This is a genomic window from Paenibacillus woosongensis (assembly GCF_009725165.1).
Taxonomy (GTDB): domain Bacteria; phylum Bacillota; class Bacilli; order Paenibacillales; family Paenibacillaceae; genus Fontibacillus; species Fontibacillus woosongensis.
In genome coordinates this window covers 12182-36091 of sequence record NZ_WNZW01000019.1, presented here as the reverse complement: position 1 = coordinate 36091, position 23910 = coordinate 12182, and the positions used below count along the sequence as shown (strand labels likewise).

At 50.3% G+C, this 23910-nt stretch carries 14 protein-coding genes; 3 read left to right on the top strand and 11 right to left on the bottom strand.

What is annotated here, in order from left to right:
* Window positions 1–69: 69 nt before the first annotated feature.
* The 11 genes from GNP95_RS24370 to GNP95_RS24320 form a co-directional block, all read right to left on the bottom strand.
* Complete coding sequence (locus tag GNP95_RS24370; protein WP_330163606.1) at window positions 70–1074, bottom strand: sensor histidine kinase; 1005 nt, start codon at window positions 1072–1074, stop codon at window positions 70–72.
* Complete coding sequence (locus tag GNP95_RS24365; RefSeq protein ID WP_155613414.1) at window positions 1067–1762, bottom strand: response regulator transcription factor; 696 nt, start codon at window positions 1760–1762, stop codon at window positions 1067–1069. The genes GNP95_RS24370 and GNP95_RS24365 overlap by 8 nt, the downstream gene beginning before the upstream one ends.
* A 776-nt stretch (window positions 1763–2538) precedes the next feature.
* Window positions 2539–3501, bottom strand: coding sequence for a glycosyl hydrolase (locus GNP95_RS24360; RefSeq protein ID WP_196427307.1), 963 nt, complete (start codon window positions 3499–3501; stop codon window positions 2539–2541).
* An 81-nt stretch (window positions 3502–3582) separates the two neighbouring features.
* The gene (locus GNP95_RS24355; RefSeq protein WP_155613412.1) at window positions 3583–5280 is read right to left on the bottom strand and encodes an ABC transporter substrate-binding protein; all 1698 of its coding nucleotides are present in this window, start codon (window positions 5278–5280) and stop codon (window positions 3583–3585) included.
* 80 nt (window positions 5281–5360) lie between these two features.
* Window positions 5361–6296: a carbohydrate ABC transporter permease gene (locus GNP95_RS24350; RefSeq protein WP_155613411.1), complete on the bottom strand. Its 936-nt coding sequence runs from the start codon at window positions 6294–6296 to the stop codon at window positions 5361–5363.
* A 35-nt stretch (window positions 6297–6331) separates the two neighbouring features.
* Complete coding sequence (locus GNP95_RS24345) at window positions 6332–7291, bottom strand: ABC transporter permease (protein ID WP_155613410.1); 960 nt, start codon at window positions 7289–7291, stop codon at window positions 6332–6334.
* A 274-nt stretch (window positions 7292–7565) separates the two neighbouring features.
* Entirely contained in the window at window positions 7566–9728 is a 2163-nt protein-coding gene (locus GNP95_RS24340; protein ID WP_155613409.1) for an alpha-galactosidase, read from the bottom strand.
* Window positions 9729–9842: 114 nt separating this feature from the next.
* Window positions 9843–11960 carry a glycosyl hydrolase gene (locus tag GNP95_RS24335; RefSeq protein ID WP_230873988.1) on the bottom strand — a complete coding sequence of 706 codons (2118 nt, stop codon included), beginning with the start codon at window positions 11958–11960 and terminating at the stop codon, window positions 9843–9845.
* A 194-nt stretch (window positions 11961–12154) separates the two neighbouring features.
* Window positions 12155–13726 carry a response regulator transcription factor gene (locus tag GNP95_RS24330; RefSeq protein WP_155613407.1) on the bottom strand — a complete coding sequence of 524 codons (1572 nt, stop codon included), beginning with the start codon at window positions 13724–13726 and terminating at the stop codon, window positions 12155–12157.
* Window positions 13714–15519, bottom strand: a complete 1806-nt coding sequence (locus GNP95_RS24325; RefSeq protein ID WP_155613406.1) for a sensor histidine kinase — start codon at window positions 15517–15519, stop codon at window positions 13714–13716. The genes GNP95_RS24330 and GNP95_RS24325 overlap by 13 nt, the downstream gene beginning before the upstream one ends.
* Before the next feature lie 391 nt (window positions 15520–15910).
* The gene (locus tag GNP95_RS24320) at window positions 15911–16999 is read right to left on the bottom strand and encodes a stalk domain-containing protein (protein WP_155613405.1); all 1089 of its coding nucleotides are present in this window, start codon (window positions 16997–16999) and stop codon (window positions 15911–15913) included.
* Window positions 17000–17326: 327 nt separating this feature from the next.
* Here GNP95_RS24320 and GNP95_RS24315 point away from each other — a divergent pair, with 327 nt between their 5' ends.
* The 3 genes from GNP95_RS24315 (at window position 17327) to GNP95_RS24305 (ending at window position 23824) form a co-directional block, all read left to right on the top strand.
* Window positions 17327–18058 carry an RHS repeat domain-containing protein gene (locus GNP95_RS24315; protein ID WP_230873987.1) on the top strand — a complete coding sequence of 244 codons (732 nt, stop codon included), beginning with the start codon at window positions 17327–17329 and terminating at the stop codon, window positions 18056–18058.
* 38 nt (window positions 18059–18096) lie between these two features.
* Window positions 18097–18402 (top strand): hypothetical protein, encoded by a 306-nt coding sequence (locus GNP95_RS24310; RefSeq protein WP_155613404.1) that lies wholly within the window; start codon window positions 18097–18099, stop codon window positions 18400–18402.
* Between the two features lie 211 nt (window positions 18403–18613).
* Window positions 18614–23824 (top strand): bacterial Ig-like domain-containing protein, encoded by a 5211-nt coding sequence (locus tag GNP95_RS24305; RefSeq protein WP_155613403.1) that lies wholly within the window; start codon window positions 18614–18616, stop codon window positions 23822–23824.
* Window positions 23825–23910 lie beyond the last annotated feature (86 nt).

Below are 23910 nucleotides of genomic sequence, written 5' to 3'. Positions count from 1 at the left end.
CGCAGCCTTGTTCCTTCGTTTCGCCGAACAAATGAATAAGGCATGTGACAATGCTGTCACATGCCTGTGCTATTCCCCCTGAATTTGCACGAACGCATTCCGCTGCGGAAAAACAAGCCTCATCGTCGTGCCAACTCCCGGCCTGGACTCGGCCTCGATGCGAATATGGAGCGCTTGGGCAGCCTTATTGGCTAAGTATAGTCCCATCCCCGTTGCTTTATCCTCATGATGCTTGGTTGTGGAAGTGAAGCCCTTATCGAAAATGCGCGGGAGATCGCGCGGATCAATCCCGCGCCCGTGATCCTGCACTTCCAGCACGGTGAGGTCGCCGCGGGTGCGGCTGTTCACGGAAATGTCTCCAGCTTCGCTGTACTTCACGGCATTGGTCAACAGCTGGCGGAGAATGAAGGCGAGCCACTTGGCATCGCTAAGGATCCAGGTCATCTCTAAATCCACGTCAAAACCGATGCCCTTCTGCATGCACCATGACCGCAGCGTGCGAATTTCTGTGAAGAGCAGAGCCTTCAAATCGATTTCCTCGACATACAGATCATTTTCCATGGACGGCATTCGCTTCTGGTGCAGCTGCTGATCGAGCAGAAGATGGATGCGCAGCCATTCGTAGGTCAGCTGCGTCTTCAGGGGCTCCTCCTCCAGCCGCTCCAGCATGAGATGCATGGCGCTCAGCGGTGTCTTCACCTCATGGATCCACGACAAGAGGTAATCCTTCTCCTCCTCAAGCGCAGTGCGATTATACGCGGCCTCCTGCCTAAGCCGTTCCGTCTGCTGCAGGAGCAGGGTGCGGGTAGCCGTCTCGAAAGGGCGGCGCCCTTCCGCTAAGCCCGTTACGTCGAGATGCGGCTCCCATTGCTCCAGGTTTTTATAGAAGCGGGTCTCTTGATGATAACGGACGACCAGGAAAATAACGAAGATCATCGTCGATAAAAAGACAATGTAGAGCAGCGAGTCCATCGGGATATCCGCATCCAGGTAGGCTACGGATAAGGTAAGCAGCTGCAGGACGATGACGAGCAGAATCCAGCTGCGGCGTTCGATCAGGAACTTTCTAATCACGGCCTTCACCTTCCTGAATCGCGATGTAGCCCTGCCCGACCTTCGTTTCGATCATGCGGCCTAAATCAAGCTCGTCCAGCTTCTTGCGGAGCCGGTTGACGTTAACCGTCAGCGTATTGTCGCTGATGAAACGTTCGTCGTCCCAGAGGCTCTTGATCAGCTCCTCCCGGGTGACGATCTTGTTCTTCTGCTCGATGAGCAGCTTTAAGATGTAAATTTCATTTTTGGTCAGCTCAATGGTACCTGCGGCATTCGTCACCGTGTTCTGCTCATAGTCGACCGTCGCTCCGCACCAGGTTCGCAGCGAGACTGCTTCGGTATTGTAATCGTAGACGCGGCGCAGGGTGGCCTGGATCTTCGCTACAAGCACCTCGAAATGAAAAGGCTTCTGAATGAAATCATCCGCTCCCAGCTGCATGGACATGACCATATCCGTAGGATGGTCGCGTGAAGACAGGAAGATAATCGGCACATGGGAATGGGCGCGAATCATCCGGCACCAGTGAAAGCCGTCGAACTTCGGTAGCTGAATATCAATAAGGACGAGATCGGGTTTTACCGCGGTGAACTCCTGCATTACGCTGCTGAAATCCTCGATTCCATATACATCATAACTCCATTGCTGCAGCCGTTCCCGGATTTCGCCGAACAAGCTGGCATCGTCTTCGATTAGCATAATTTTGAACATGGCGTCACCACCATCAGTTAATCTATAACCACTGAATATTTCCTATTCTTCACTTCATCTTCACATGAAACGCGGCGGTTGTAAATCGCTAGCTGCCGTCATGTATCAGTATACAAACTATAATTTAAGATGTTGAGTTTTTAAATAAGGGGAGTGAAAGCATGGGGATGCTGCCGCTGGGGGCATGACTTCTGGCTATGATGGATCGTTGCGGATTTCGCTACCGGAGGGCATTTTTAAGCTGAAGCCGCTTGGCATTAAAAATGCACAAGTTGCTAAGCTCGGTTCGGTGGTTATCCAACCGCAACGGTTGGCTTGTTCATGATTATATTTGATGTGGTGACCTGACCGGATAAATATAATGGCTGCCCAACAGGATTAGTTTATGAAGAAAGGCGGCATTTTAATAGTTCAACTTATCTAGATGGATTTATAGTAGTTAGTTTATGCGGCAAAGAAGGTTACGTGGATTTAGATGGATTTCATGTTGTTAAAAGAAGGGAGATGGCGATCATGGGCGGGATTCTTGAATTTAGGTGCATAAAATCCATCTAATTCCCTATAATCTTCGTTTAGAGCAAAATTAGATACATGAATTCCATTTAGTGTGCGACTTAGTGTCCGCCTTAGTGTGCGACTTAATGTGTGACTTAATGTCCGCCGCCTTGTCCGCCTTAGTGTTCCCGCTCAGTGTCCGCCAGCTTAGTGTGCGATGTTGTGCTAACCAAACCAAAACCAGCCCCTAATGAATCGTTTGGGCTGGTTTAGGCGGTAACTTAGTATAGTTTCGGCAGCTGATCCAAGGTAATAGCATAGTCGCTGTGATAAGCGCTGCGCAATACCTCTTTTCCGGTGAATTTATCCGTTTTGCCAAAATCGTTGGACCAGGTCATAAACCACAGCCACGGAATTCGCGATTCGGACAAACTCCTGACGCATGGAATCGGACCAATTTCTCCGAGAGCGGCAAGCTTCGGAGTAGGCGTAATGCGAATCAGCTCCTCATATTCCTGCCGTAAATCCGTATGCTGGTGGGCTGGCGGATATAAATCTCTTGAAATGATGTCAACAACATCGTCCCCGACATAGCCTTCAGGGGTTGGTGAGTTCCACACCCAGATCAAATTCGTCAAATCGTGGTGCTTGGTATATCTTTCGTACATGATTCGGTATAATTGCTTGGCCACTTCAGGGCCTTTGCTGCCCCACCAGAACCAGGTTCCTTCCGCTTCGTGAAAGGGCCGCCACAAGATCGGAATCCGTTTGTCACGGAATTCCCGTAAAATTTCGGCCATATCGTCCATATCGGACAGCAAGGCCGTGTGTTCTGCGGTACCTTCCACAGTTGCTTTCGCTGCGTCAAAATCGGTATGCTCTGTATAAAAGCTCTTATCCCGGCCGCCAAGCGGGGAGAACCAGTGCCAGGTAAAGGTGATCAAGCCGTTCTCTTTCTCCGCCCATTCCCAAGCTTTTTGCAGCGTGCCCTTGCTTTCTTCGACTTCCAGCAAGCATTCTTCGCCGCTGTCACTATAATTGATATTCGGGGAATAGCCTAGCAGCTCGAAACCGCATAGTGCGGGCTGTTTACCCGTTACTTCACGAATGTAATGCAGCTCATCCTGCGCGATCGTCTGCGTATGCTGTCCTGTAATAATGCCTTTTCCTCTAATTTCGCTGAGATAGTTGAGAACCGACCTTACTTCATCGGAAGCTTTGGGGTTGCATGGTGTTATATTCATCGTTTGCATGGTATCCCTACCTTTCTACTCCGCCGGATTTCGCTCAGCGGCTGTCATTATCCATAAATCGCTGCTCGGGATCTATTCACCGTTCCAGAGCTTAACGCGATCCTTGACGAATTGTCCGTAAGCCTCTTCCATCTCTTTTACGCCTGCTTTCTCCAGCTCCGCCATATAATCATCCCAGATTTTATCGAATTGGTTCGGGTTGGCCATAATCGCCTCAGGGATACGCTTCCACGTAATATCTTTCATTTTTTGCATTAGGATTGTAGCTTTGCTGTCGCTAGGCAGAACGATATTGTAAGCTGCGCCCGCTTTTCTTTCAGGGAACTCCTCTTCCTGCGGGAACAGATCCCTCCAGGTCTCGACGTTGTAAGCCTGCAATGCCTCTTTTTCAGGCTCGCTGAAAGTAGCTATCAGCATTTCCCGGTTATTCTTGGTATAGTAGTTGCCCGTTGAATCCTGGATGCCATCTCCGTAATGAACCGTAAGATTCCAGTACAATCCCAGGCCCGATTCCTTCAGATAGGCATTGCCTTCCTTATCCATTTTGTCTTGGGTTTCTTTTGGCACCACTCTCTTGCCGTCCTGAACAATATAATCTATGCCTTCAACGCCCCAGTTAATCAAAATCTGACCTGCTTCTGAAGCCAAATAGTCGAGGAACTTAATAGCAGCTACCGGGTCTTTGCAGTCTGCCGAAATGGCTATGCCGTAGCCTCCGTCAAAGCCTGCCGGCCAGAAGCTGGTATCCTTGTACTCTTTGGACATTGTAACCGGGTAATGACCATAGGTTTGATCGAATTTTCCTTCTGCTTTTAGAGCATTCTGCGCTTCGCCATAGTCCCATGCTGGGTCAATCAGGCCGAGCACCCGTCCGGATGCAACCTTAGCTTTGAATTGATCTGTTTTCTGTACGAAGCTTTCCTTGTCCAGCAGCCCGATGGAGTTCATATGGTTCAGCCAGCGGAAATATTCGCGTTCCTCAGGACGACGGAAATGGTATGTCACATCAAATGTTTCCTGATCGACATAATACTCGCCGTCATCCGGCGCGCCTGTCGTAAAGAAGCCCATATTTGTTACCTGATACATATGCCAGTCATCAGCGTTGAGCGTCAGTCCGATGTTCGGATTGCCGTTCTCATCCGTAGGATGTTTGTCCAGATATTCCTTGATCACCTTCTCAAAATCTTGAACGGTGCGGATCTCAGGATACCCTGCCTCCTTTACGACACGGTGCTGCAGTTGAAAGCCGTAATCAGGCTTGAGCTTGCGTTCGTCAATGGCAGACCAGGTTGGAATCGTATAGATCGCTTGATCCTCCAGGCTGTATTTTGCCCGTTGAATTTTGTCGCCCAGCATTTTCTTAATGTTCGGAGCATGCTCCTCAATCAGGTCTGTCAGGTCGAGAATCGCACCCACATCAACCAGCTTGCCGATGTCCGCTTTGGCCGCGATCAGATCAGGCACTTCGCCAGTTGCCGCCATAATCGCTACCTTCTGTGTAGGATCGCCTACCGCAAATTCGGCATCCAACACGACGCCTGTTTTTTCAGTAATGATTTTCCCTATTCGATCCTGCATATTATTCCAGTTGGCGCTAGGATCTTGTGTGAAATAGGTTAGTGTTATAGGAGATGCGTTGTTGCCCGTCGAATTTGTGGCATTAGACGCATTTTTTCCGCCTGAGCTGCCGCTGCAGCCGATAAGCTGGCCTAGCAGGAGAACGGATGCTAAGACAGAAATCGTAGTTTTCTTGAACTTAGTCTTCATAATATGAAACACCCCTTTAATTAATTCGATGAAAAGGCCGGATATATCAATCAGAAGCATGAGAGAATGCCGCTGGCGTATCAGCTTTTTACAGCGCCAAGCGTCATCCCTTTGACAAAGTATTTCTGCAGGAATGGGTAGACGACCAGAATCGGAACTGTCGCTACGATGGTAATCGCCATTTTGACAGAATCCGGGGACACTTGCGCCATCAGCTCTGTCATATTGCCTCCACGCATATTATTGGCATTGGTCGTTGTGCTCTGCAACACTTTCATTAACTCATACTGTAGTGTCGTCAAAGCGTCATTGGAACCGTTGTAAAGATAGGTGTCAAACCATGAGTTCCATTGTCCGACGGCCAGGAACAGCGCAACTGTAGCAAGCGCAGGTTTGCATAATGGCAGGATGATGCGCCAGTAAATGGTAAAGTCGTTTGCCCCGTCTATCTTGGCTGATTCTTGAAGGGCAAAAGGGAGGCCGTCGATAAAAGAACGAATGACGAAAATATTAAAGGCGCTTACAAGCCCTGGTAAAATATAGACCGCAAAAGTATTGATCATATCCAGGTTCTTGATCAGAATAAAGCCAGGAATCAGGCCGCCCGATACATACATGGTGATAGCCAAGAATGTCGAGACGAATTTTCTTCCCTGAAAATCCGTCCGCGCCAAAGTATAAGCGACCATAGAGCCGCTGACAAGGCCTGCCAATGTACCCGCAAGTGTACGGTACACCGAAATTTTGAAGCCAGTAAGCAAGCTGCTGTAGCTGAAAATTTGCTTGTAATTTTCCAGAGTGAATTTTCTTGGATAGATCGTCACGCCCCCTCGAACTGTGTCGACAGAGTCATTGAACGAAATAGCCAGTACGTTTAAGAATGGATAGAGCGTAATGATAGTAATGATGCCAACGAGCAGATATACGGCTATATTAAAAATCCAGTCTTGGGGAGATCGGGAGACCGCTCTCGGCCGCTTTATCTTAAGGGTGGATGCCGAATCGGCTGCGCCCATGTCTGAAGCCCCTCCTTTATAGGATGCTTGTAAGTTTACATGATGCTTTCATTTGCGAATTTCTTGAACATTCCGTTCGCTACAAATAGCAGAATCAAGCTGATCATCGAGTTGAAAATGTTAATTGCCGTACCAAAGGAAAATCTGCCCATAGATAAGCCGTAATTCAGAGCATACAGATCCAACACTTCGGAATAGTCCTTGACCATATGGTTGCCGAGCAGGAACTGCTTCTCAAATCCGATCCCTACGAGATGGCCGATCGAAATAATCAACAGGACGATAATCGTTGATCGAATGCCAGGCAGCGTAATATGCCATATTTGCTTCAGGCGGCTGGCACCGTCAACCCTTGCAGCCTCATAAAGCTCAGGCCCGATCCCTGAAATGGCGGCCAGATAAATAATGGCGTTCCAGCCTGTCTCCTTCCAGACGTCGGCTACCGTCACAATCCCCCAAAATAGATGACCCTTCGACATAAACTGAATCGGTTCATCAATAAGATTCAGGCTCATTAACACAGCATTTACAGCTCCGCCATCTGTCGACAGCATCTTGGTGACGATCCCCGCCGCAACTACCCAGGATACAAAGTGCGGCAGATATGAAACCGTCTGTACAAACCGCTTCATGGCCTGAACCCGCACCTCGTTTAGCAACAGTGCAAACAGTACCGGAAATACAAAACCTGCTACAAGCCCCATAATACTCATAGCCATTGTGTTTCTAAGCACCAAATAGAAGTGATCATCGCGGAACAGCATTTGGAAATGCTCTAGTCCAACCCATTTCTGTTCAAAAAAGCCCTTGCCTGGCTTGTAGTTCTGAAAAGCCATCGTCCAGCCCCAGAGCGGTAAATACTGAAACACAAAAACCCAGATTACAAAAGGAATGGACATTAGATAAAGGTACTTCTGATTTTTAAACACCTTCCACCTTTGCGGCTTATTACTCCGTCCGCTGCCGGTTTGGTTTTTCAATGTTATCGCTTTCATCTCACCGTTTCCCCCCTCTCTTTCCTTAAGCATAAGGCATAGGACGAGCTGGAGACATATCGCAGATTTCGTAGAATTTCATTCTATAATCTACAATAATTTCAGAAACAATCATTCGTTTTCAGGATGTGTGAAAACTCCTCGCGACAGCGATTCGAAACTGCATATAAAGAAAGGATGACTGCAAAGCAGCAGCTTTGAGACATCCTTTCTTTACGTACTCATCACTTTAATTGTTATAAGTTCCGACATATACTCTGTCTTGACTATGAGCTTAATGCGCCGCAATTAACCTGAACCAAGTGCTGGCGTAATCGCCTGCAAGCTGGGGAATCATCAGACCGGCCTGCATTAAACGATCGCCGCGGTATGTCCCGACAATGCCGTCGTTTCCTTTTATGGTGTAGGCAAGAGACCCATCAAGCCCCTTAAGCCGCAGCATGCCAGATACAGGATTCGGCTTGGCAAGCACCCGGAAGAAGAACACGAGCGCCTCGGTTTTATCCTCTGACACAAACATCCAGGATGTCTCATCACCGTCAAACGGACTTTTGAGGCGATAGAGATCACCCTGCTGCACAAGAGCGCGTATCTCCTTATACATGGCAATATGCTCCTTAACTTGGGCTTTCTCCGCCTCACTGAATTTCGTCAGGTCTAGCTCGTAGCCAAAATTTCCGGACATAGCTACCTCACCGCGCATTTTGAGCGGTGTTTCCCGGCCGACCTGATGATTGGGCACCGCAGATACGTGGGCTCCGATGGTGCTTACCGGATAAATCAGACTGGTTCCATATTGAATTTTTAATCGCTCCACGGCATCGGTATTATCGCTTGTCCAGACCTGCGGCATGTAGTAGAGCATCCCTGGATCAAAGCGTCCGCCACCGCTGGCACAGCCTTCAAACAAAATTTCTGGAAACGCCGTGGTTAACCTCTCCAGCAATTCATAAAGCCCAAGCATATAACGATGCGCAATCTCCTGTTGATGCTCTGGCGAAGCTGTGGCAGAACCGATCTCTGTCAGCGCGCGGTTCATGTCCCATTTGACATACGCAATTGGAACGTCTGTGAAAATACGGGCTAACGCATCATACAGATAGTCACGCACCTCCGGCCGCGACAGATCCAACACCAGCTGCCAGCGCGCTTCTGAGCGGCGCCGGCCGGCTACATGCAGACACCAGTCAGGATGAGCACGATATAGTTCGCTATCCGGCGATATCATCTCCGGCTCGAACCATAGACCGAACTTCAGCCCGTGCCGATTAATTCTTTCTGCTAAATCACAAAGTCCGTTCGGCAGTTTACGGCGATCCTCGACCCAGTCCCCGAGGGAACTGTTGTCGCTGTCTCTCTTGCCGAACCAGCCATCATCAAGCACGAAAAGCTCGATCCCAAGCTCGGCTCCTGCCTCCGCGATCGTTTCGATTTTGTCCGCATTAAAATTAAAATACGTCGCTTCCCAATTATTGACGAGTATCGGACGTTCCTGATCCCGATGGACTCCACGGCAGAGACGTTTCCGATACAGGCGATGATAGATTCTCGACATGCCTCCAAGCCCTTCAGCGGAATAAACTAATACAGCCTCAGGTGTTTGAAAAGACTCCCCTGGCTGGAGCGTCCAGGCAAAGTCGAATGGGTTCAGCCCAATCGCCATGCGTACGAGACCGAAGCCATCGACCTCCGCCTCAGCATGGAAATTGCCGCTGTACACCAGATTCATGGCATAAACCTCGCCATGATCCTCGCCTGTATCTGGGCTAACCACCGCTGCAAACGGGTTATGCTGGTGGCTGCTCATGCCTCGCCGGCTGCCCAAATTCGTTCCACCGGGGCCGAGCGGCCGGCGCTGAATATGAGCCTCCCGTGCCCAATGACCGGAGAGATATAGCAGCTCATGATCCCCCTTGCCATATAAATCAACATTTGCACTTAAGGCGCGCAGCAGCCTCAGCTTCCCATTGCCCTTGTTGATAAAGCGAGCCGATCGTGAAATCGCCCCTCCTGTAAACATGCTGTAGCTTAACAAGACGACCATCCCGGTGTATGCATCTTCAAGCTCCAATACTAGTGTATCTGCTTCGTCATCTGACTCTGTATATACATAAGGCAAACCTTCGAGAGCCGGTTTTCCAGCTGAAACAGAGTAGCCTTTATAGCGAAGTTCTGTGATCCGGCTGCCATCCTCAAGCTGAACCTGATAAGCAGGCGAACGAAAATCACCTGATCCATATTGCGGATATTCCTGAGGCATTGTATCTAGAAATGCATTGCTCGTAACCGGCACAAGCCCCGCCAAATCGCCATCTGCTTGAAGCCGTTGTCCCCAATAGGTATGCACAGGATAGCCGTCTATTACTTGAATAACATAACTTGTGTGATCTGATTGCAAATGAAAGATCTTCTTTGACTCGTCGATATAAATGGCCAATATATGTTCACTCCATATTTGTGTATATTTTGGGCATTACAAAGAAGATCGCTAGCTATTAAATTAGGCGCATGACCCACAGCTAGCGGACTTCTTATTAATTAGGCGATTGAATCAAGCATGGATGAGATTCAAATCCATCATTAGACGCTTGATGACGACGACAGCTTGCGCGCGATTCACCCATTCCTGCGGTGCAAACCGTTCTGAAGTTACTCCTGCCAGAGAATACTCTGTCTCAGTAAGTGGCTGACCTGCAAGGGCTGCAGCGCGAACGATCAATACCGCCAACTGCTCCTGTGTAACCTGAGCATGCGGCTGGAAATTACCGTCAGCATAGCCGTCCATGATTCCCGCTTCGTTTACAGCTTCAACAGCGCTTGCGTACCAGCTCGTCTTCGCGACATCAGAGAACTTGCCCGCTGCTGGTTGTGCATCAAGACCCATCGCCCTAGCCATAAGCACAGCGACTTCGGCACGCGTAATTGGACGATCCGGCGCAAATTGTCCGTGGCTAATCCCGAAAACAATCTTCTTGTTTAACATCAGCTCAATGTCGTTCTTCGCCCAATGGCCTTCGAGATCCGTGAAGCTGTTTTTTGGCTCCATGCTGATGACATTGTCGTCCTCCGAATTGTTTTCCTGTCCATTGGCTTCGGTCATCCCTGCTGATTCGCCATTCTCAGCCTTATCATCAAGATTGGAGTACAGGTCTGCCGGGAGTTCGTCGAGAGTAATGACGTAATCGTGTTGATATACCTTCTTCAAATGTTCTATCGTATTTGTCTTGCCATCCCTGATGTAGTCGCCGGTCCAGGTACTAAAGAAGCTCCAGTCGGCGCCATACTCCTGAAGAGCATCCGGATCCGGAATAGGCCCATTCTCCGCTAGTGCAGCCATCTTCTTGTTGTCCGCCAAAGATACAAGCGCTTCATATTTTGCGATGCTCGGATTATAGTCGCCTGCAGGGTTGTAAATATCGACGCTTACCATATCTACGACATCATCTCCCGGATACCAATCCTTCTTCTCCGAGTTCCACACCCAGATCAGATTGTTCAGCTTGTGATCATTGGTTAACCGATCATACATTAAACGATAGAGCTGTTTCGCCGGCTCGGGCCCTTTTGCTCCCCACCAAAACCAGGTGCCCTCCGCCTCATGCAGCGGTCGCCATAACACAGGCACGTTTGCCTCCTGCAATCGCTTCAACTGAACTGCGATGGCGTCAATGTCCCGAATCAGGAGCCGGTAGTCCTCAGAATCCGGATGATTAAGAGCATATTCCACATCAAAGGTTGTAAATTCAGTGTAGAAGCCTCGCCACCACTCGTTGCCAGGCTCATTGCCGCCGATTCCCTTCGGGGCATTCCAGTGCCAGCATAAAGACACAATACCCCCGCGTTTGTACCATTCGATCATTTTCTCGACCTCAGTGGAGGAGGCTCCATGATCGACGCGGGAAGGGGAGTAATCCATCAAGTCTGTAGAGAAGATCGCTGGATATTTGCCCGTTTGCTGCTTGATCCACTCCACATCTTCAAGCGTCTGCTGTCCAGAGATAATTTTCTGTCCATACTGGCTGAGCAAGTAGCTCATTAGCGCTCTGGCCTCAGCTGTCGCTTCGGGATTGTTCAATGTGCCAGTCTTGACGCTGTCATCTGCATCCAGCTTGTTACTGAGTGGTGCTTCATCCGCGGGTGCAAGCTTGATATGCTCAATGCCGTAGTAACCCCATCCGCGCATAATTTGGATCGTATTGTTTCCCGCGTTCAGCAGCACCTTACTGACCATTTTCTCAGCACGAACCGTACCTGCTGCCGGCGCATCCAATGTCAGCTCTCCGGTGCCTTCACCATTAATCTGTATACGGGTTACTTTATCCCCGTAGCCTTCGGGGATGTAGTAGCCTAAACTCAGCTCATACAGCCCAGCTTTCGCAGCGTCCACAGTAAAAGCTGCACTGCCGACGGGTTCTGCAGCGCCTCCAATTTCGTCAAAAAAGTAAGAGATATAGCCTTCACCGTCATACAAAGTATCATCGTCTTCATTGACAGAACCGCGTTTCTCGATACCGTAACCTTCTAACACCGCATTAGCAAAAGTAACCGTTATGCTGTTAGTCGGACTGACAGACGGCGCGCCTTCCATATTCATGAGAGCAGCTTGTCCGGTTGAAGAGGCATCGGCTATTGAAGCAACTGAACCAGACATCCCCATCAGAATTATCATGCATAACAAAACTATGGAGAATGTTCTCCTCGCCTGCGCAGCACACACCATAGATCTTGACATCGCTTTCATTTTTCTGCGTTCCCCCTCTCGTGCTACCACTATAAAACATCGCGGGGGGATAGAGACATATCACAAATTTCGCATCATTTCATGCGATAATCCGCAGATATTTCAGAAACAATCATAAATTTTCACAATAAATATTCATCTCTTACACTTTTTTTCTGGTATGAGGAGGGCGACTGCCCCTCTAGCTTTTTAAATTTATTGTGAAAGTAATTTACGTTCGAATATCCTACCTTTTCTGCCACCTCATATACCTTCCACCCTTGGGTTAGCAGTTCCTTCGCTTTGCCAATCCGAACTCTGTCGAGATAGGCGTTGAAATATTCTCCTGTGTGGTTTTTGAAAAGCTGACCCAGATAGGAACTGCTATAATTGAACAGTCCTGCCAGCGTTTCCAACCGCAAATTTTCGCAGTGATGCCGCTCAATGAAATCCAGCAAGCGTTTCATTTCATTGTCCCGGCTGGTATAATCTGCGCAGCGGGCCAGCCTTTCCATAACAGCGGTTACATAGCTGACAAGATCCCGGATAAAGCGCTGATTGTAAATACCCGCCAGGAATTGGGCTGGTTCCCCTGGATAAATGGACTCCGACCAGAGGCGGGGGGAGATTTTTCGCAGCGTTTCATTGGCGAGATAGAAGAATTGTTCACGAATCTCTGTTTCTCCTTTCCCGTTAACCGCCATAAGCCCAGCTGCCTCGTCCAGCAAGGAATGGATGGCCCCCGCATGTCCGACATCAACCAAATAATAGAGGCGAAAGGACACCTCTTCTCCGTCCAGCAGGGATTCGTCCTTAGAACAGGAGGCCGTCTGGCGATAGCTCTCTGGAGTCTCCAATGTTAACACTCTGCCTTTGTCATAGAAAAAGCTTCGTTCGAGCAGGGAGCGGGCAGTACGGAAGGAATTTGGGATCTGATCCAGCGCCAGAACCGTTTCACCTGCGGCCACATCCATTTGGGAACGGATCTCTCCAGACAGCATTTGTAGTTCTCTGTATAGATTGGCCCGTCCTAATTCGCCATCCAGCGTATTAGCGAGAAGCAGAACTGTATAAGGGGCAAAATAGAGAACAACGCCTTGGCTATCCGCTGCGTACGCTGTAACTAGACGCTCCCGGAAACTGCGGATGCGCTCATCCTCTTCTGGATGCAGACCTGGAAAAGCGATCAGCACAATCTGATATTTCGGCCAATCCATTCCTAACGATTCAGCCAGCTCATCTATGGAAACGTTTACCAAATCATGTGAACCGGACAGCAGGGAATACACCGCCCACTCCTGTGATTTTGCTTCCTGATGCACCCGCTTCTTCAGCCGTTCGGCGGAAATCTGCCCGTGAAGCTTCCGAAGCAGAGTGGATAGTTCTTCTTTGTTGACAGGTTTAAGCAGATAACCTTCAACACCATATTGGAGCGCCTCGCGGGCGTACTCGAAATCGGCGTATCCGCTCAGTACGACAGCATGTGTGTCCCAGCCGCGACGGCGGATTTCCTGAAGAAGCTGCAGCCCATCCATGCCAGGCATGCGGATATCGACCAGCATCACATCGGGAATCTGCTCTTCCCCAACACGAAGAGCCTCGCTTCCATTGGCTGCCGTTGCCATGATCTCGTACCCTAACTCCTGCCACGGAATCAAGGATTGCAGCCCCAGGCGAAGTTTCGGCTCATCATCAACAATCATTACTGTAAACATTCGATCTCGTTCCCCCTCGGTATGCAAAATGTAATTCTAGTGCCTTCACCCTCTTCGCTATCAATCGAAAGCCCGGAAGCATGACCGTAAGTAAGCTGCAGGCGATCATGCACGTTGCGGAGCCCAATCCGTCCCCCGGCCTCCTCCGATTCCTGTTCCTTCAACTGTTGCTGCAATTCCTCCAGCTTCCATGCCGGGATTCCTGCCCCGTCGTCTTGGATTTCTACGCATACCTCGCCATCCTCACCAAGCTTGGTCCGAATGGTAATCCGTGTTGATCCTTCCTCCTTGTGGTCGAGCCCGTGAATAATCGAATTCTCCACCAGCGGCTGGATCATCAGTGGCGGAAGCTCAATATCTTCAGTGCCTTGCGCAATCTCCAGTTTATACAGAAGCCTGTCTTCATACCGGAACTTTTGCAGTTCCAAATAGCAGCGTACCATATTCAATTCATCGGAAAGCCGAATCTTGCCGTTGCCAACCTCAAGACTATTGCGGATCAGACTGCTGAGCTGCCAGACCGCCTCCGCCAAATCCTCTTCCCCTCGGAGATGCGCCTCCATACGAATCGATTCCAGCGTATTGAACAGGAAATGGGGGTTGATCTGACTCGCTAGCATTTTAAATTTGATCTCACTTTGCTTTTGCTCCAGCCGCCGCTTTTGCTGATTACTCACTTCGACTTCCAGCATCAGCTGACTAATCCGTTGGACAAGAGCGTTAAATTGCCTGGAGAGCTGTCCGATCTCATCCTTGCCGTCCAGGTCAAGATAAGTATCCCAGTGGCCTGATCCGGTACCTACTCTGGACATATGTTTGCTTAGTCGCAGCAGTCTGCTCGTGATAAGGGATGCTGAGGCATAGACAAGCAGCACGGCAATGATCAAAGAGCCTGCAATTACGAGCGTGGCCAGCCGGATAACCTCGTTCGCGTCCTGGACGATGTCCGATACTGTAAACACGGAAATGACGCGCAGCCCATTCCAGCTAGTCTCCGGAACTAGACTGGAAATAACGACTTTGGAACGTTTCCCATCAATATCGGCATCGAAGCTGCCTTCACTTTGCTGCAGGATGCCATCCCCGGTATGTACTTCGGCGAGGTTCTTTCCATACAAATCTGGACGGTTGGCTGCCACGATATTGTTATGATCATCTACGATCATGGTAGAGAACGATTCTTGAGATAGAATGGAATTGAGCAGCGCCGTATTGACGTTGATGACAAGTACACTATCCTGACCAGGCTCGTTCAAGTTGATTTTTCGTACTAGACTCAGGTATTTCGCTCGGTCCCGTTCATCCTCGATGTATCCCCAACCGGCAAGCCCCTTTTTGCTCAGCGCCATCTTATACCACTCTGCCTGCTCGGTCTGATCATCGGGCTGCATGAATTCCCAGTTATTCAGCATGGTCGGGTTGGGCGTATAAAGCCGGATGCCTTTAACCTCTTTATATAACCGAATGTAATCCCGGATATCAGAATATTGGCGGTAGGTCTGAATGACCTCGATATAGCTGTCATAACTGCGGCTTGCCACGGATTTCATCCGGCTGTCGTTAGAGAGCTGATAGGAAATGTCCAGCGGTACCTTGATGACTTCCTCCGTTCGTTTCCGAACTCGCTCTACGTTATCCGTAGCCTGTTCAAAAGCATCCGCTATCATAATTTCCCGCAGCTTGCCCGTCAGAAATATCCCGCTGATCAGGAGCGGGACGACGGCAACGGTGATAAAGGTCAAAGACAGCTTTCTCCTCAGCTTGATGTCATTTAGCAATCTGATAAAATTCATATGTTCTGCCCCCCTGGTCTTCAGAAAGCCCTATAAAAACAACCCCTTTGATGAAAAGGGGTGCGGAAATAGAAATGACCATGATAAAACGTGAATTTTTGTTATATTTTTCTTTGATATGTTATAAGGTTTGTTATATTAATACAAAAATAATATCCTTACAGGTTTCGTTCGTCAATGAAATAACATCAGCTTAAGAATTTTAATGTTTGAAATAACAGGTTTTTTAATTATAATTTTTGTTATATAGGGATATATAACAAAATCTAACATGCAATAAAAATATTATTCCTGTTAAACAATATTAAGAATGAAAGACTTGCTAATGATTATATCTCATTCTGACCGGATAAATAGAAGGAGCAGCTCATATAGAGCTGCTCCTTTTCGTTTAAAACACCCGGCGAGCCGTTACAAATCGTTCCTTCCACTGGCCGGAGAACTCTCCGATATGCACGCCCAGCTTCTTCGAATATGTATGCAGGATCTGGTTGTCTCCTGCATAAATTCCGACATGTCCAATGTCTAAACCGCGCGAGCTGAAGAACAGCAGGTCTCCGGGACGCAGTTCGTCGATTCCGACTTCCTGGCCGGCCTTCGCCTGGTTATAGGATACCCGGGGAAGCTCAATGCCCAGCGTATCCTGGAAGACGCGCTTCACGAACGAAGAGCAGTCAAACGTATTCGTCTGGTCGGGCGCAGCTCCGAATTCATACGGCGTGCCCCAGTATTGCTTGCCATAAGCAATCAGGGCCTCCCCTTGCCGTTCTATAAGTGAAGGGCTCTTATAATCGGTATATTTTGGCTTAGCTGAGATGTAGCCGTGTTTCTGATCCTCGGTGCGCACCTCCAGCCAAAGGGCATCGACCTCGCGGATGATATGAACTTTCTTGCCGGCAGGAAGCAGTTCCCCTGTAGCGGAGCCTTCTCCGGTGTCTGGCCGGCTGCGCAGATTCACGCCCCAGAGAACCGTCGTCTCATAATTCACGGGGGAGGAAATTTGAACCGTTCTTGTCTCCGGGGTCCATTTTACCGTGCTGCCAAGTGTTTCGCTGACGAACCGCAGCGGCACTAAAGTATAACCATCTGAAATCCGTCCGGGTACAGACAGGTTCACCGGTTTGCCGTTGAGGTCGGCGGAGGCCTCTCCTACCCGGTAGGTGAGTGTCAGATCGTCTTTGGTTGCCCTAAGGGTCTTGCTGGCACCGTTCCAGACCAGCTCGGCGCCTTGCGCCTCAAAAAGCCCGCGCATCGGGACGAGTACCGTACCGTCCACGATCAGCGGATGCGTTTCAGGCTCAAGCTTGCGGCCGTCTAGATAAATGGCGATCGGCTTGTAATCCGTCTGAGCCTGGGATTGAACTTGACCCTGCGTCTGGCTAGCGGCCTGAGCGGGCGCGCCCGCCTCTGCCTGCGCAGGAGCGGCATACAGCAGCGACGCTGCAAGCACGAGCAGCAGCAGGTTTTGATTTTTTTTCATATGTCCATCACCTTGTTGTTTGGTATGTTCATATAGTTGGACGAGGACAAACAGGATTAGTTGTGTACCATTTATTTCCGGGGTAAACGACTATGGGATAGTTAAAAGATAGAAAGTCATCCGAAAAGAGGATAGATATTCTTCGGAGAGTGTTTATTTTTTCAATAAAAAATCAACCTGATTCACGCAAATCCTCTAACTCGGGAAAATTCCTCCGATTGCTATATTGAACTTGCAAGCGGATTAAACCTATGTGAGGAGGGTGGACTAATGAAAAAAAGGCAGGTTGGATTCAATCGCCAACGATATGTAGGCGGGAAGTAAATATTGCTGTTGTTTCTGGTGGTGCTGCTGTCAGTAGGGTGCGTTCCATGGTCTAAGGATGCCCGTGCGCAGGGGACGGCCATGACGAATCAAGTTGGGGCTATCCCTGCCACGAGTTTTGACTTTGACCCTCTAGCGAATATTGCACCTGATCAGATGGCAGTTACAGATCAAGTGTATGGGGCAGATTTGCTGTTCAGTCCTTCGGCAGCGGCCTTAGCTGGACCACGGGTGCTAGAGACGTATGGCTGGGATGCGGCTAATCGACTGGTCAATCATATCAATCCTTCCGGGGATAAAACGGTATATCGCTATGACGGGGATGATAACCGGGTCTATATGGGAGTTACGATAGGCAGCGGTAATATCCAGGACAGCTACTTGTTAGAGCACCCAGCAGGATCGCGTATTGGCTGGGAACCACAATACAAGAAGCAGCAAAGTGAAATCTATTTCACGAATGATATTACAACTTCCTTGCCTCAGCCATTGTTCGCAACGGATGCTAGCGGTACAAAATGGAAACAATCCTACGTATACGGGGCAGGCGAAGAGCGAATCAGCATGAGCTATCTGCCAAGTGCAGACACCAGCAACAATTGGGAGCCAACACTGGGAGCCAGCGGAGCCGCAGGCAATACGGCGCCAGAGACGTTGTTCTACCTGGACGATGCTTTGGGCAGCCCGCTTGCACTCTTGAACAGAGACGGACAGGTAGCTGCACGTTATTACTGAAGCCGAGTATAAAAAACTATTGAAGTAGGAAGATGCGTATGTTTGGAAAAATTCAGTTTGAACCGGGAGGAATCGTCTATGACGATATGCAAATCGACCCTAATAAATCTTTAGAAAGTCAAGTCGACAATTTGAAGGAGGATTTATTTCAAGTCAATTATGCTGACAAGTTTATCGTTGACGTAGGATGGTTTCCTTCGTTGTCCAAAGATGGACATTTCCGAGTTGTGGCAATCGAGGATTTTGATTGGGAAAGTCCAGTATTTCAAAAAACGTGTAGGACACTTATCGAACTAAGAGAGTACGTTGAAGAAGCAGTATCTATTGTTAAGATGAGACTGTAAACTTTTGACCTTGGGGAAGCAAGCCTCAAGGTCTTTCAACCGGGAAGATTGCGGTTTTTTCTGTCTGAATCTGCTAATTTTAGGGCGACAAATAGATGGAATTAGTATAGAATCATAAATTAGGTAGGAGAGATAAATTTACTAAATTAGTTTATCTACGGAGGGTGAACCGCAGCTTGACCAAAATTTGAACAAAGGAGAGTATGGCGATTTGAGAAAACTACAACGGTATGTGGCTGTAATTGTATCATGTTTGCTGATTTTTTCTTCTTTTCCTTTGACGGTTGGTGCGGCACAGGGCAGCGATCCGTCTGCCGGTTTGATTCAAATTACGAGTGATTGGCGGGGCAGCATTTTTGGGGATGTAGGCGGAGCAGATAAGATTACGCCCGCTAATTTCGAAATTGCTGAAAATGCCACAGGCACGGTAACGCTTCGCAGCTCGAATGACAGAGGCAAAATTTCGAGCAGCACGGAAGGGATTGCTTATTACTTCAAGGAAGTGGCGCCGAATGCCGACTTTGAGCTGACAGCTACGGCACAGGTGGACGCCTGGACGGCCCATAACCAGGTGTCGTTTGGCTTGATGCTTCGCAGCAATGTACTGGACAACGAGAATGATGGAACCTTTACCGGGGATTACGTCGCCGCGGGTGCTTTGGACCAGAAAATGAAAGCGCTTCACAAATCACGGGCGGGCGGTCTGCAGAAGATAGAGGCCTTTGCCTCAGCCGCTTCACCGGCGCCTGGCGAGGAATACCGGCTGAGCATTAAGAAATCAGGCAGCCTGTACGTCGTGAAAATCGGCGATGAAACGGCAGCCATTACGGATTTCACCGGGGATATCCGTTATGCTGGATTATATACCGCCCGGAATGCGGCAGTGACCTTCAAGGATGTCAAGCTAAGCGTGGAAGGATCTGTCGAGCTCGGCGATTGGCAGTTCAGCGCCTTCGGCGGTAATACGAGCGATGCCAAGAATCCGCGTCCCCTGGAGCAAAGCGAAACGTCGGTAACGCTAGCGACGTATGGCGGGAAAATAGCGAGCGGCGATGAGGGCATGTCCTTTTACTTTAAGGAGCTGCCGGCTGCGGCCAATTTCGAGCTTAGTGCGAAGGCCAGGGTAGTATCGTTCAACAGCGACAGCGGCATTAGTACGCCGAACCAGAAGTCGTTTGGCCTGATGCTTCGAGACAGCGTGGGCGCCCATGGCGATACCGGCCCGATGACTTCCAACTATGTCGCCATCGGTGCATTGGATACGGTAATGAAAGGCTTCTACAAGAGCCAGGGGGCTCAAACGAAGCTGTCCCCGCTGTCTGGTGTTCCTGCGCCTGCCGCGGGTGAAGTATATGATCTACGCATCAAAAAATCGGGAGCGACCTACTTGCTAAGCGTTAATCAAGAGACCGAAACGTTGACGCTGCCGGACATGTTCATGGATACACTTTTTGCGGGGGTATATGCGGCCCGGGATACGACGGTCGCCTTCAGCGACATCCATTTTCGGGTGGAGAACAGAACGGTGAGTGCATTGCTCGCCGATGCGAGGGCAATGCAAACGTCATATTTGGTGGGCGAGAGCCTCGATTTGACGGGGCTTGCGGTAACAGCGCAATATTCTGACGGCAGCGAGGAGATATTGCCGCAAGGCGAGTATATCGTTACGGGCTTTGACAGCAGCCAGATGGGGACAAATGTGATTACGATCCACTATAACGGCGCATCGACGACGGTTCCGCTGCAAATCGTCCCGCTAACGGTCACTTCGCTGGCGGTGAAATACTATCCAGCTAAAACGGTTTACTACTTGGGTGATGTTTTTGACCCGGAAGGCCTTGTGGTTCGGGCGGAATATAATAACGGCTTCAAGACGGCGGAGCTGACGAACGACCAGTACTCGTTGTCCATTGGGGGACAGAAGGTTACAGAGCAGTCGCCGTATACGTTCATTCAGCCAGGAAACATGGAGGTAGCGATCATGTCCGAAGAGACACCGGGAGTGAAAACGTCTTTTGATGTGACGGTGAAGGCAGCGGCGCTGATGGAGCTGGAGGTCAGGCAGCAGCCGGAGCAGACGGTTTATTTTATCGGCGACGTCTTGGATTTGGATGGACTCCTGCTGTACGCCAAGTATAGCGACGGTTCGGAAGTACGGCTGATGAGGGGCGAATATACGGCATCCTCCCTGGATACCGCTACCCCGGGTCAGAAGCGCGTTACTTTGCACCACAAGGGGTTAACGGCTTCTATTCCGGTGACGGTGAAGGTGAAAGAGCTGGTCGGGATCGAAGTGACGAATTATCCGAAGACCACTTTTGATCGTGGCGATGCTTTCGAACATACGGGCTTACAGGTCTCGAAGGTGTTTGATAACGGCGACAGGGAGGAGCTGGCGGACTTTACACTCGATACCTCCCGGTTTGACGGACAGACGGCAGGAACCTATGAGATTGGCGTGATTCCTGCTGACACGACGATTAGTCCGGTCACATATCAGGTGACGGTGCGGGAGAAGCTGGCGCCTGAGTGGAAGTTCACTCATTTTGGCCAATCCACTTCGGCTAAGAACAACTATGTTACGATCCATGATGACGGTTCGATTGAACTTGTAGCTTCGGATGGAGGTAAAGTGACCGGAGACCATGATGGAATTACGTACTACTACACCGAGCTGGATGCGGCTCAGGACAACTTCGTATTGTCAGCGGACATTCAGGTCGTATCCTATGCCAAAAATCCGCACGACGGCCAGGAGTCGTTTGGGCTGATGGCAAGGGACGCTATTGGGGCGCAAGGCAACACCAGCGTATTCGCTTCTAATATTGCAGCCATTGGTGGCTATAGCGGCGGTACGCGGGATGATAACGGCACGCAGCTGTTCGTGCGCACAGGTGTTGAGACGCCTGACGGCGCAGGCAGCCAGGGCATTCAGAAGATTATGCTGAAGAATGAGCGCCCAGCGGCGACCAATACCCATCCGGCAGCGCCGTACCGCCTGACGCTGGCCAAGACGAATAGCGGTTTTACCGGCAAGCTGAACAACGGGCAAGAGGAGATTATTTTCACGCCGGATATTTTAAATGTACAGGATTCCAAAATGTATGTGGGCTTCTATGTGGCACGGGTTGCGACGATCGTCGTCAGCAATGTGGAGCTGGCCGTTACCGCAGCGGATACGGATGCGCCAAGAGTGGTGCCGCCAGCAGAACCATTGGAGCCGCGGCTTGAGGTGCTGTCTCTCGAGAAGACGCCGGAAACCGATTATGAGCTGGTGCTGCGGCCAAATGTAGATGGGACGGTTACGGTTAAGCAAGGACAGACGGTCATTCTGCAGGATGCTGCTGTAAACGCGCATCAGCGCTTGACGGCTTCGGCCGCACTGGCGGCGCAAAGCGATACGAATTTCAGCATCATGTTTGTCCCGGATGATACACAGAAATTGACCTCTTATGACAAAATCATCCGGAATTTCACGGTCGTGGTGAGGGAGTATGCGGCCGGCAAAGACATTATCGTCTCCCCGGCCGGTAAGAACAGCGGCGACGGCACAGCTGAGCGTCCGCTGGATATCGATACGGCGATCGATTTCGTAAAGGCGGGCCAGCGCATCGTACTGCAGGATGGCCGCTATGTGCGCAGCTCCAAAATCGAAATCAAGAAGTACAACGACGGGAAACCCGGCGCGATGAAGTATTTGGTGGCAGCGGATGGGGCGAGACCTGTTATCGATTTCGATAAGAAAACAGAGGGCGTTGTCCTGAGCGGGGATTACTGGCATGTCAAAGGGCTGGACTTCACCCGATCCGCAGGCAACACCAAGGGCTTTACCGTGGGGGGCAGCCACAATATCGTGGAGAACAGCAGGTTCTACGCCAATGGAGACACAGGGCTGCAAATCAGCCGTACGGATATGAGCGCTCAGGAGCTGGCGGACTGGCCGTCCTACAACCTGATTCTCAACAGCACGGCGTTTGATAACCGCGATCCGTCCGACAACAATGCCGACGGCTTTGCAGCCAAGCTGACATCAGGTGTCGGAAACGTGTTCAGGGGCTGCTTGTCCCATAACAATATTGACGATGGCTGGGATTTGTATGCCAAGGCGGGAACAGGCGCGATCGGGGCGGTGGTGATTGAGAACAGCGCTGCGTTTAACAACGGATTTTTGACCGATGGTACCGTAGGCGCGGGCGATAAGAACGGCTTCAAGCTGGGCGGTGAAGGTATTCATGTACCGCATGTGATCCGCAATTCCATCGCCTTCGGCAACGGGGCCTACGGTTTCACCAGCAACAGCAATCCTGGCGTCATTGCGATCAACAACATCGGCTTTAACAATGACGGAGGGAACTTGAGCTTTACGACGTATTCGCATATTACGCCGGACTTCACGATCGACGGCTTCCTGTCCTACCGGACGGTCGATATCGCAAAGGATAGCTATCCGGCAGCGCTTGCTGCGGATAACAACTACATGTTTGACGGCAAGATCTCCAAGAACAAGTCGGGCCAGGAGTTGACCGATGCTAACTTTGCCAGCCTTGACCCGGTCGTTAACTATGATCGGGACGCAGAAGGCAATGTCATCTGGGGCGATTTCTTGAAATTCATCGGCTTTCAGGAGGGCAATCCTGGAGAAGGCGGCCCTGGCGGCGGAGACACCGGAGGCGGAGACTCTGGTGGTGGTACTCCAGGTGGAGGCAATTCCGGTGGCACTCCAGGAAGCAGTTCCGGCGGCAGTTCGGGCAGCAACACAGGAACAGGCAGCACCGGAGTTACTGGCAGCGCGCAGCCGGAGGAAGACTCTAGCAATTCCTCGCCAGAGCAAAATGGCGGAAATGGGGATCCAACCAGCGATCCATCTAAGCTAGCCTCCAATAACTTCGCTGATACGGCGGGACATTGGGCGGAAGACCGCATTCGGGAAGCCGTCGCTAGAGGCATTGTAAACGGCTATCCTGATGGATCGTTCAAGCCGAATGGAGCGGTTACTCGTGCTGAATTCGCTGTTATGCTTACCAAGGGACTGAAGCTAAGCGGGAGTGAGGCGGCGGCTTCGGGGCTTAATTTCAGCGATCGCGACAGTATCCGTCCATGGGCGCAGAATGCTATCGTTCAAGCCCTGCAGGCAGGCATCATCAGCGGTTACGAGGACGGCAGCTTCCGGCCAAGCAGGGAGGTCACCCGCGCCGAAATGATGTCAATGCTCGCCAGAGCGGCTGGACTGAAGCCGGCTGTGGAGGCTGTAACCGGCTTTGCTGACGATAAGGAAATTCCAGCATGGGCGAAAGGGGCTGTGGCTGCAATGCAGGAGCAGGGGCTGATCTCCGGCCGCGACAGCAATCGCTTTGCGCCGCTGGAGACGGCGACCCGCGCTGAAGCGGTAACAGTTATACTGCGGCTTCTGGATCGTAAATAGAATCGGGGCATAACCGGGGCGCTGCGTTGTATAATATGGGATATGCCATTGCGGCACGCAGCGCCGCTTAATGAGGAGGAATATCA

Coding starts and splice junctions, on each gene's coding strand:
- GNP95_RS24350 (WP_155613411.1), bottom strand. CDS start 6,296: ATGGGCGCAGCCGATTCGGCATCCACCCTTAAGATAAAGCGGCCGAGA.
- GNP95_RS24335 (WP_230873988.1), bottom strand. CDS start 11,960: ATGATAATTCTGATGGGGATGTCTGGTTCAGTTGCTTCAATAGCCGAT.
- GNP95_RS24355 (WP_155613412.1), bottom strand. CDS start 5,280: ATGAAGACTAAGTTCAAGAAAACTACGATTTCTGTCTTAGCATCCGTT.
- GNP95_RS24365 (WP_155613414.1), bottom strand. CDS start 1,762: ATGTTCAAAATTATGCTAATCGAAGACGATGCCAGCTTGTTCGGCGAA.
- GNP95_RS24345 (WP_155613410.1), bottom strand. CDS start 7,291: ATGAAAGCGATAACATTGAAAAACCAAACCGGCAGCGGACGGAGTAAT.
- GNP95_RS24330 (WP_155613407.1), bottom strand. CDS start 13,726: ATGTTTACAGTAATGATTGTTGATGATGAGCCGAAACTTCGCCTGGGG.
- GNP95_RS24360 (WP_196427307.1), bottom strand. CDS start 3,501: ATGAATATAACACCATGCAACCCCAAAGCTTCCGATGAAGTAAGGTCG.
- GNP95_RS24310 (WP_155613404.1), top strand. CDS start 18,097: ATGTTTGGAAAAATTCAGTTTGAACCGGGAGGAATCGTCTATGACGAT.
- GNP95_RS24325 (WP_155613406.1), bottom strand. CDS start 15,519: ATGAATTTTATCAGATTGCTAAATGACATCAAGCTGAGGAGAAAGCTG.
- GNP95_RS24320 (WP_155613405.1), bottom strand. CDS start 16,999: ATGAAAAAAAATCAAAACCTGCTGCTGCTCGTGCTTGCAGCGTCGCTG.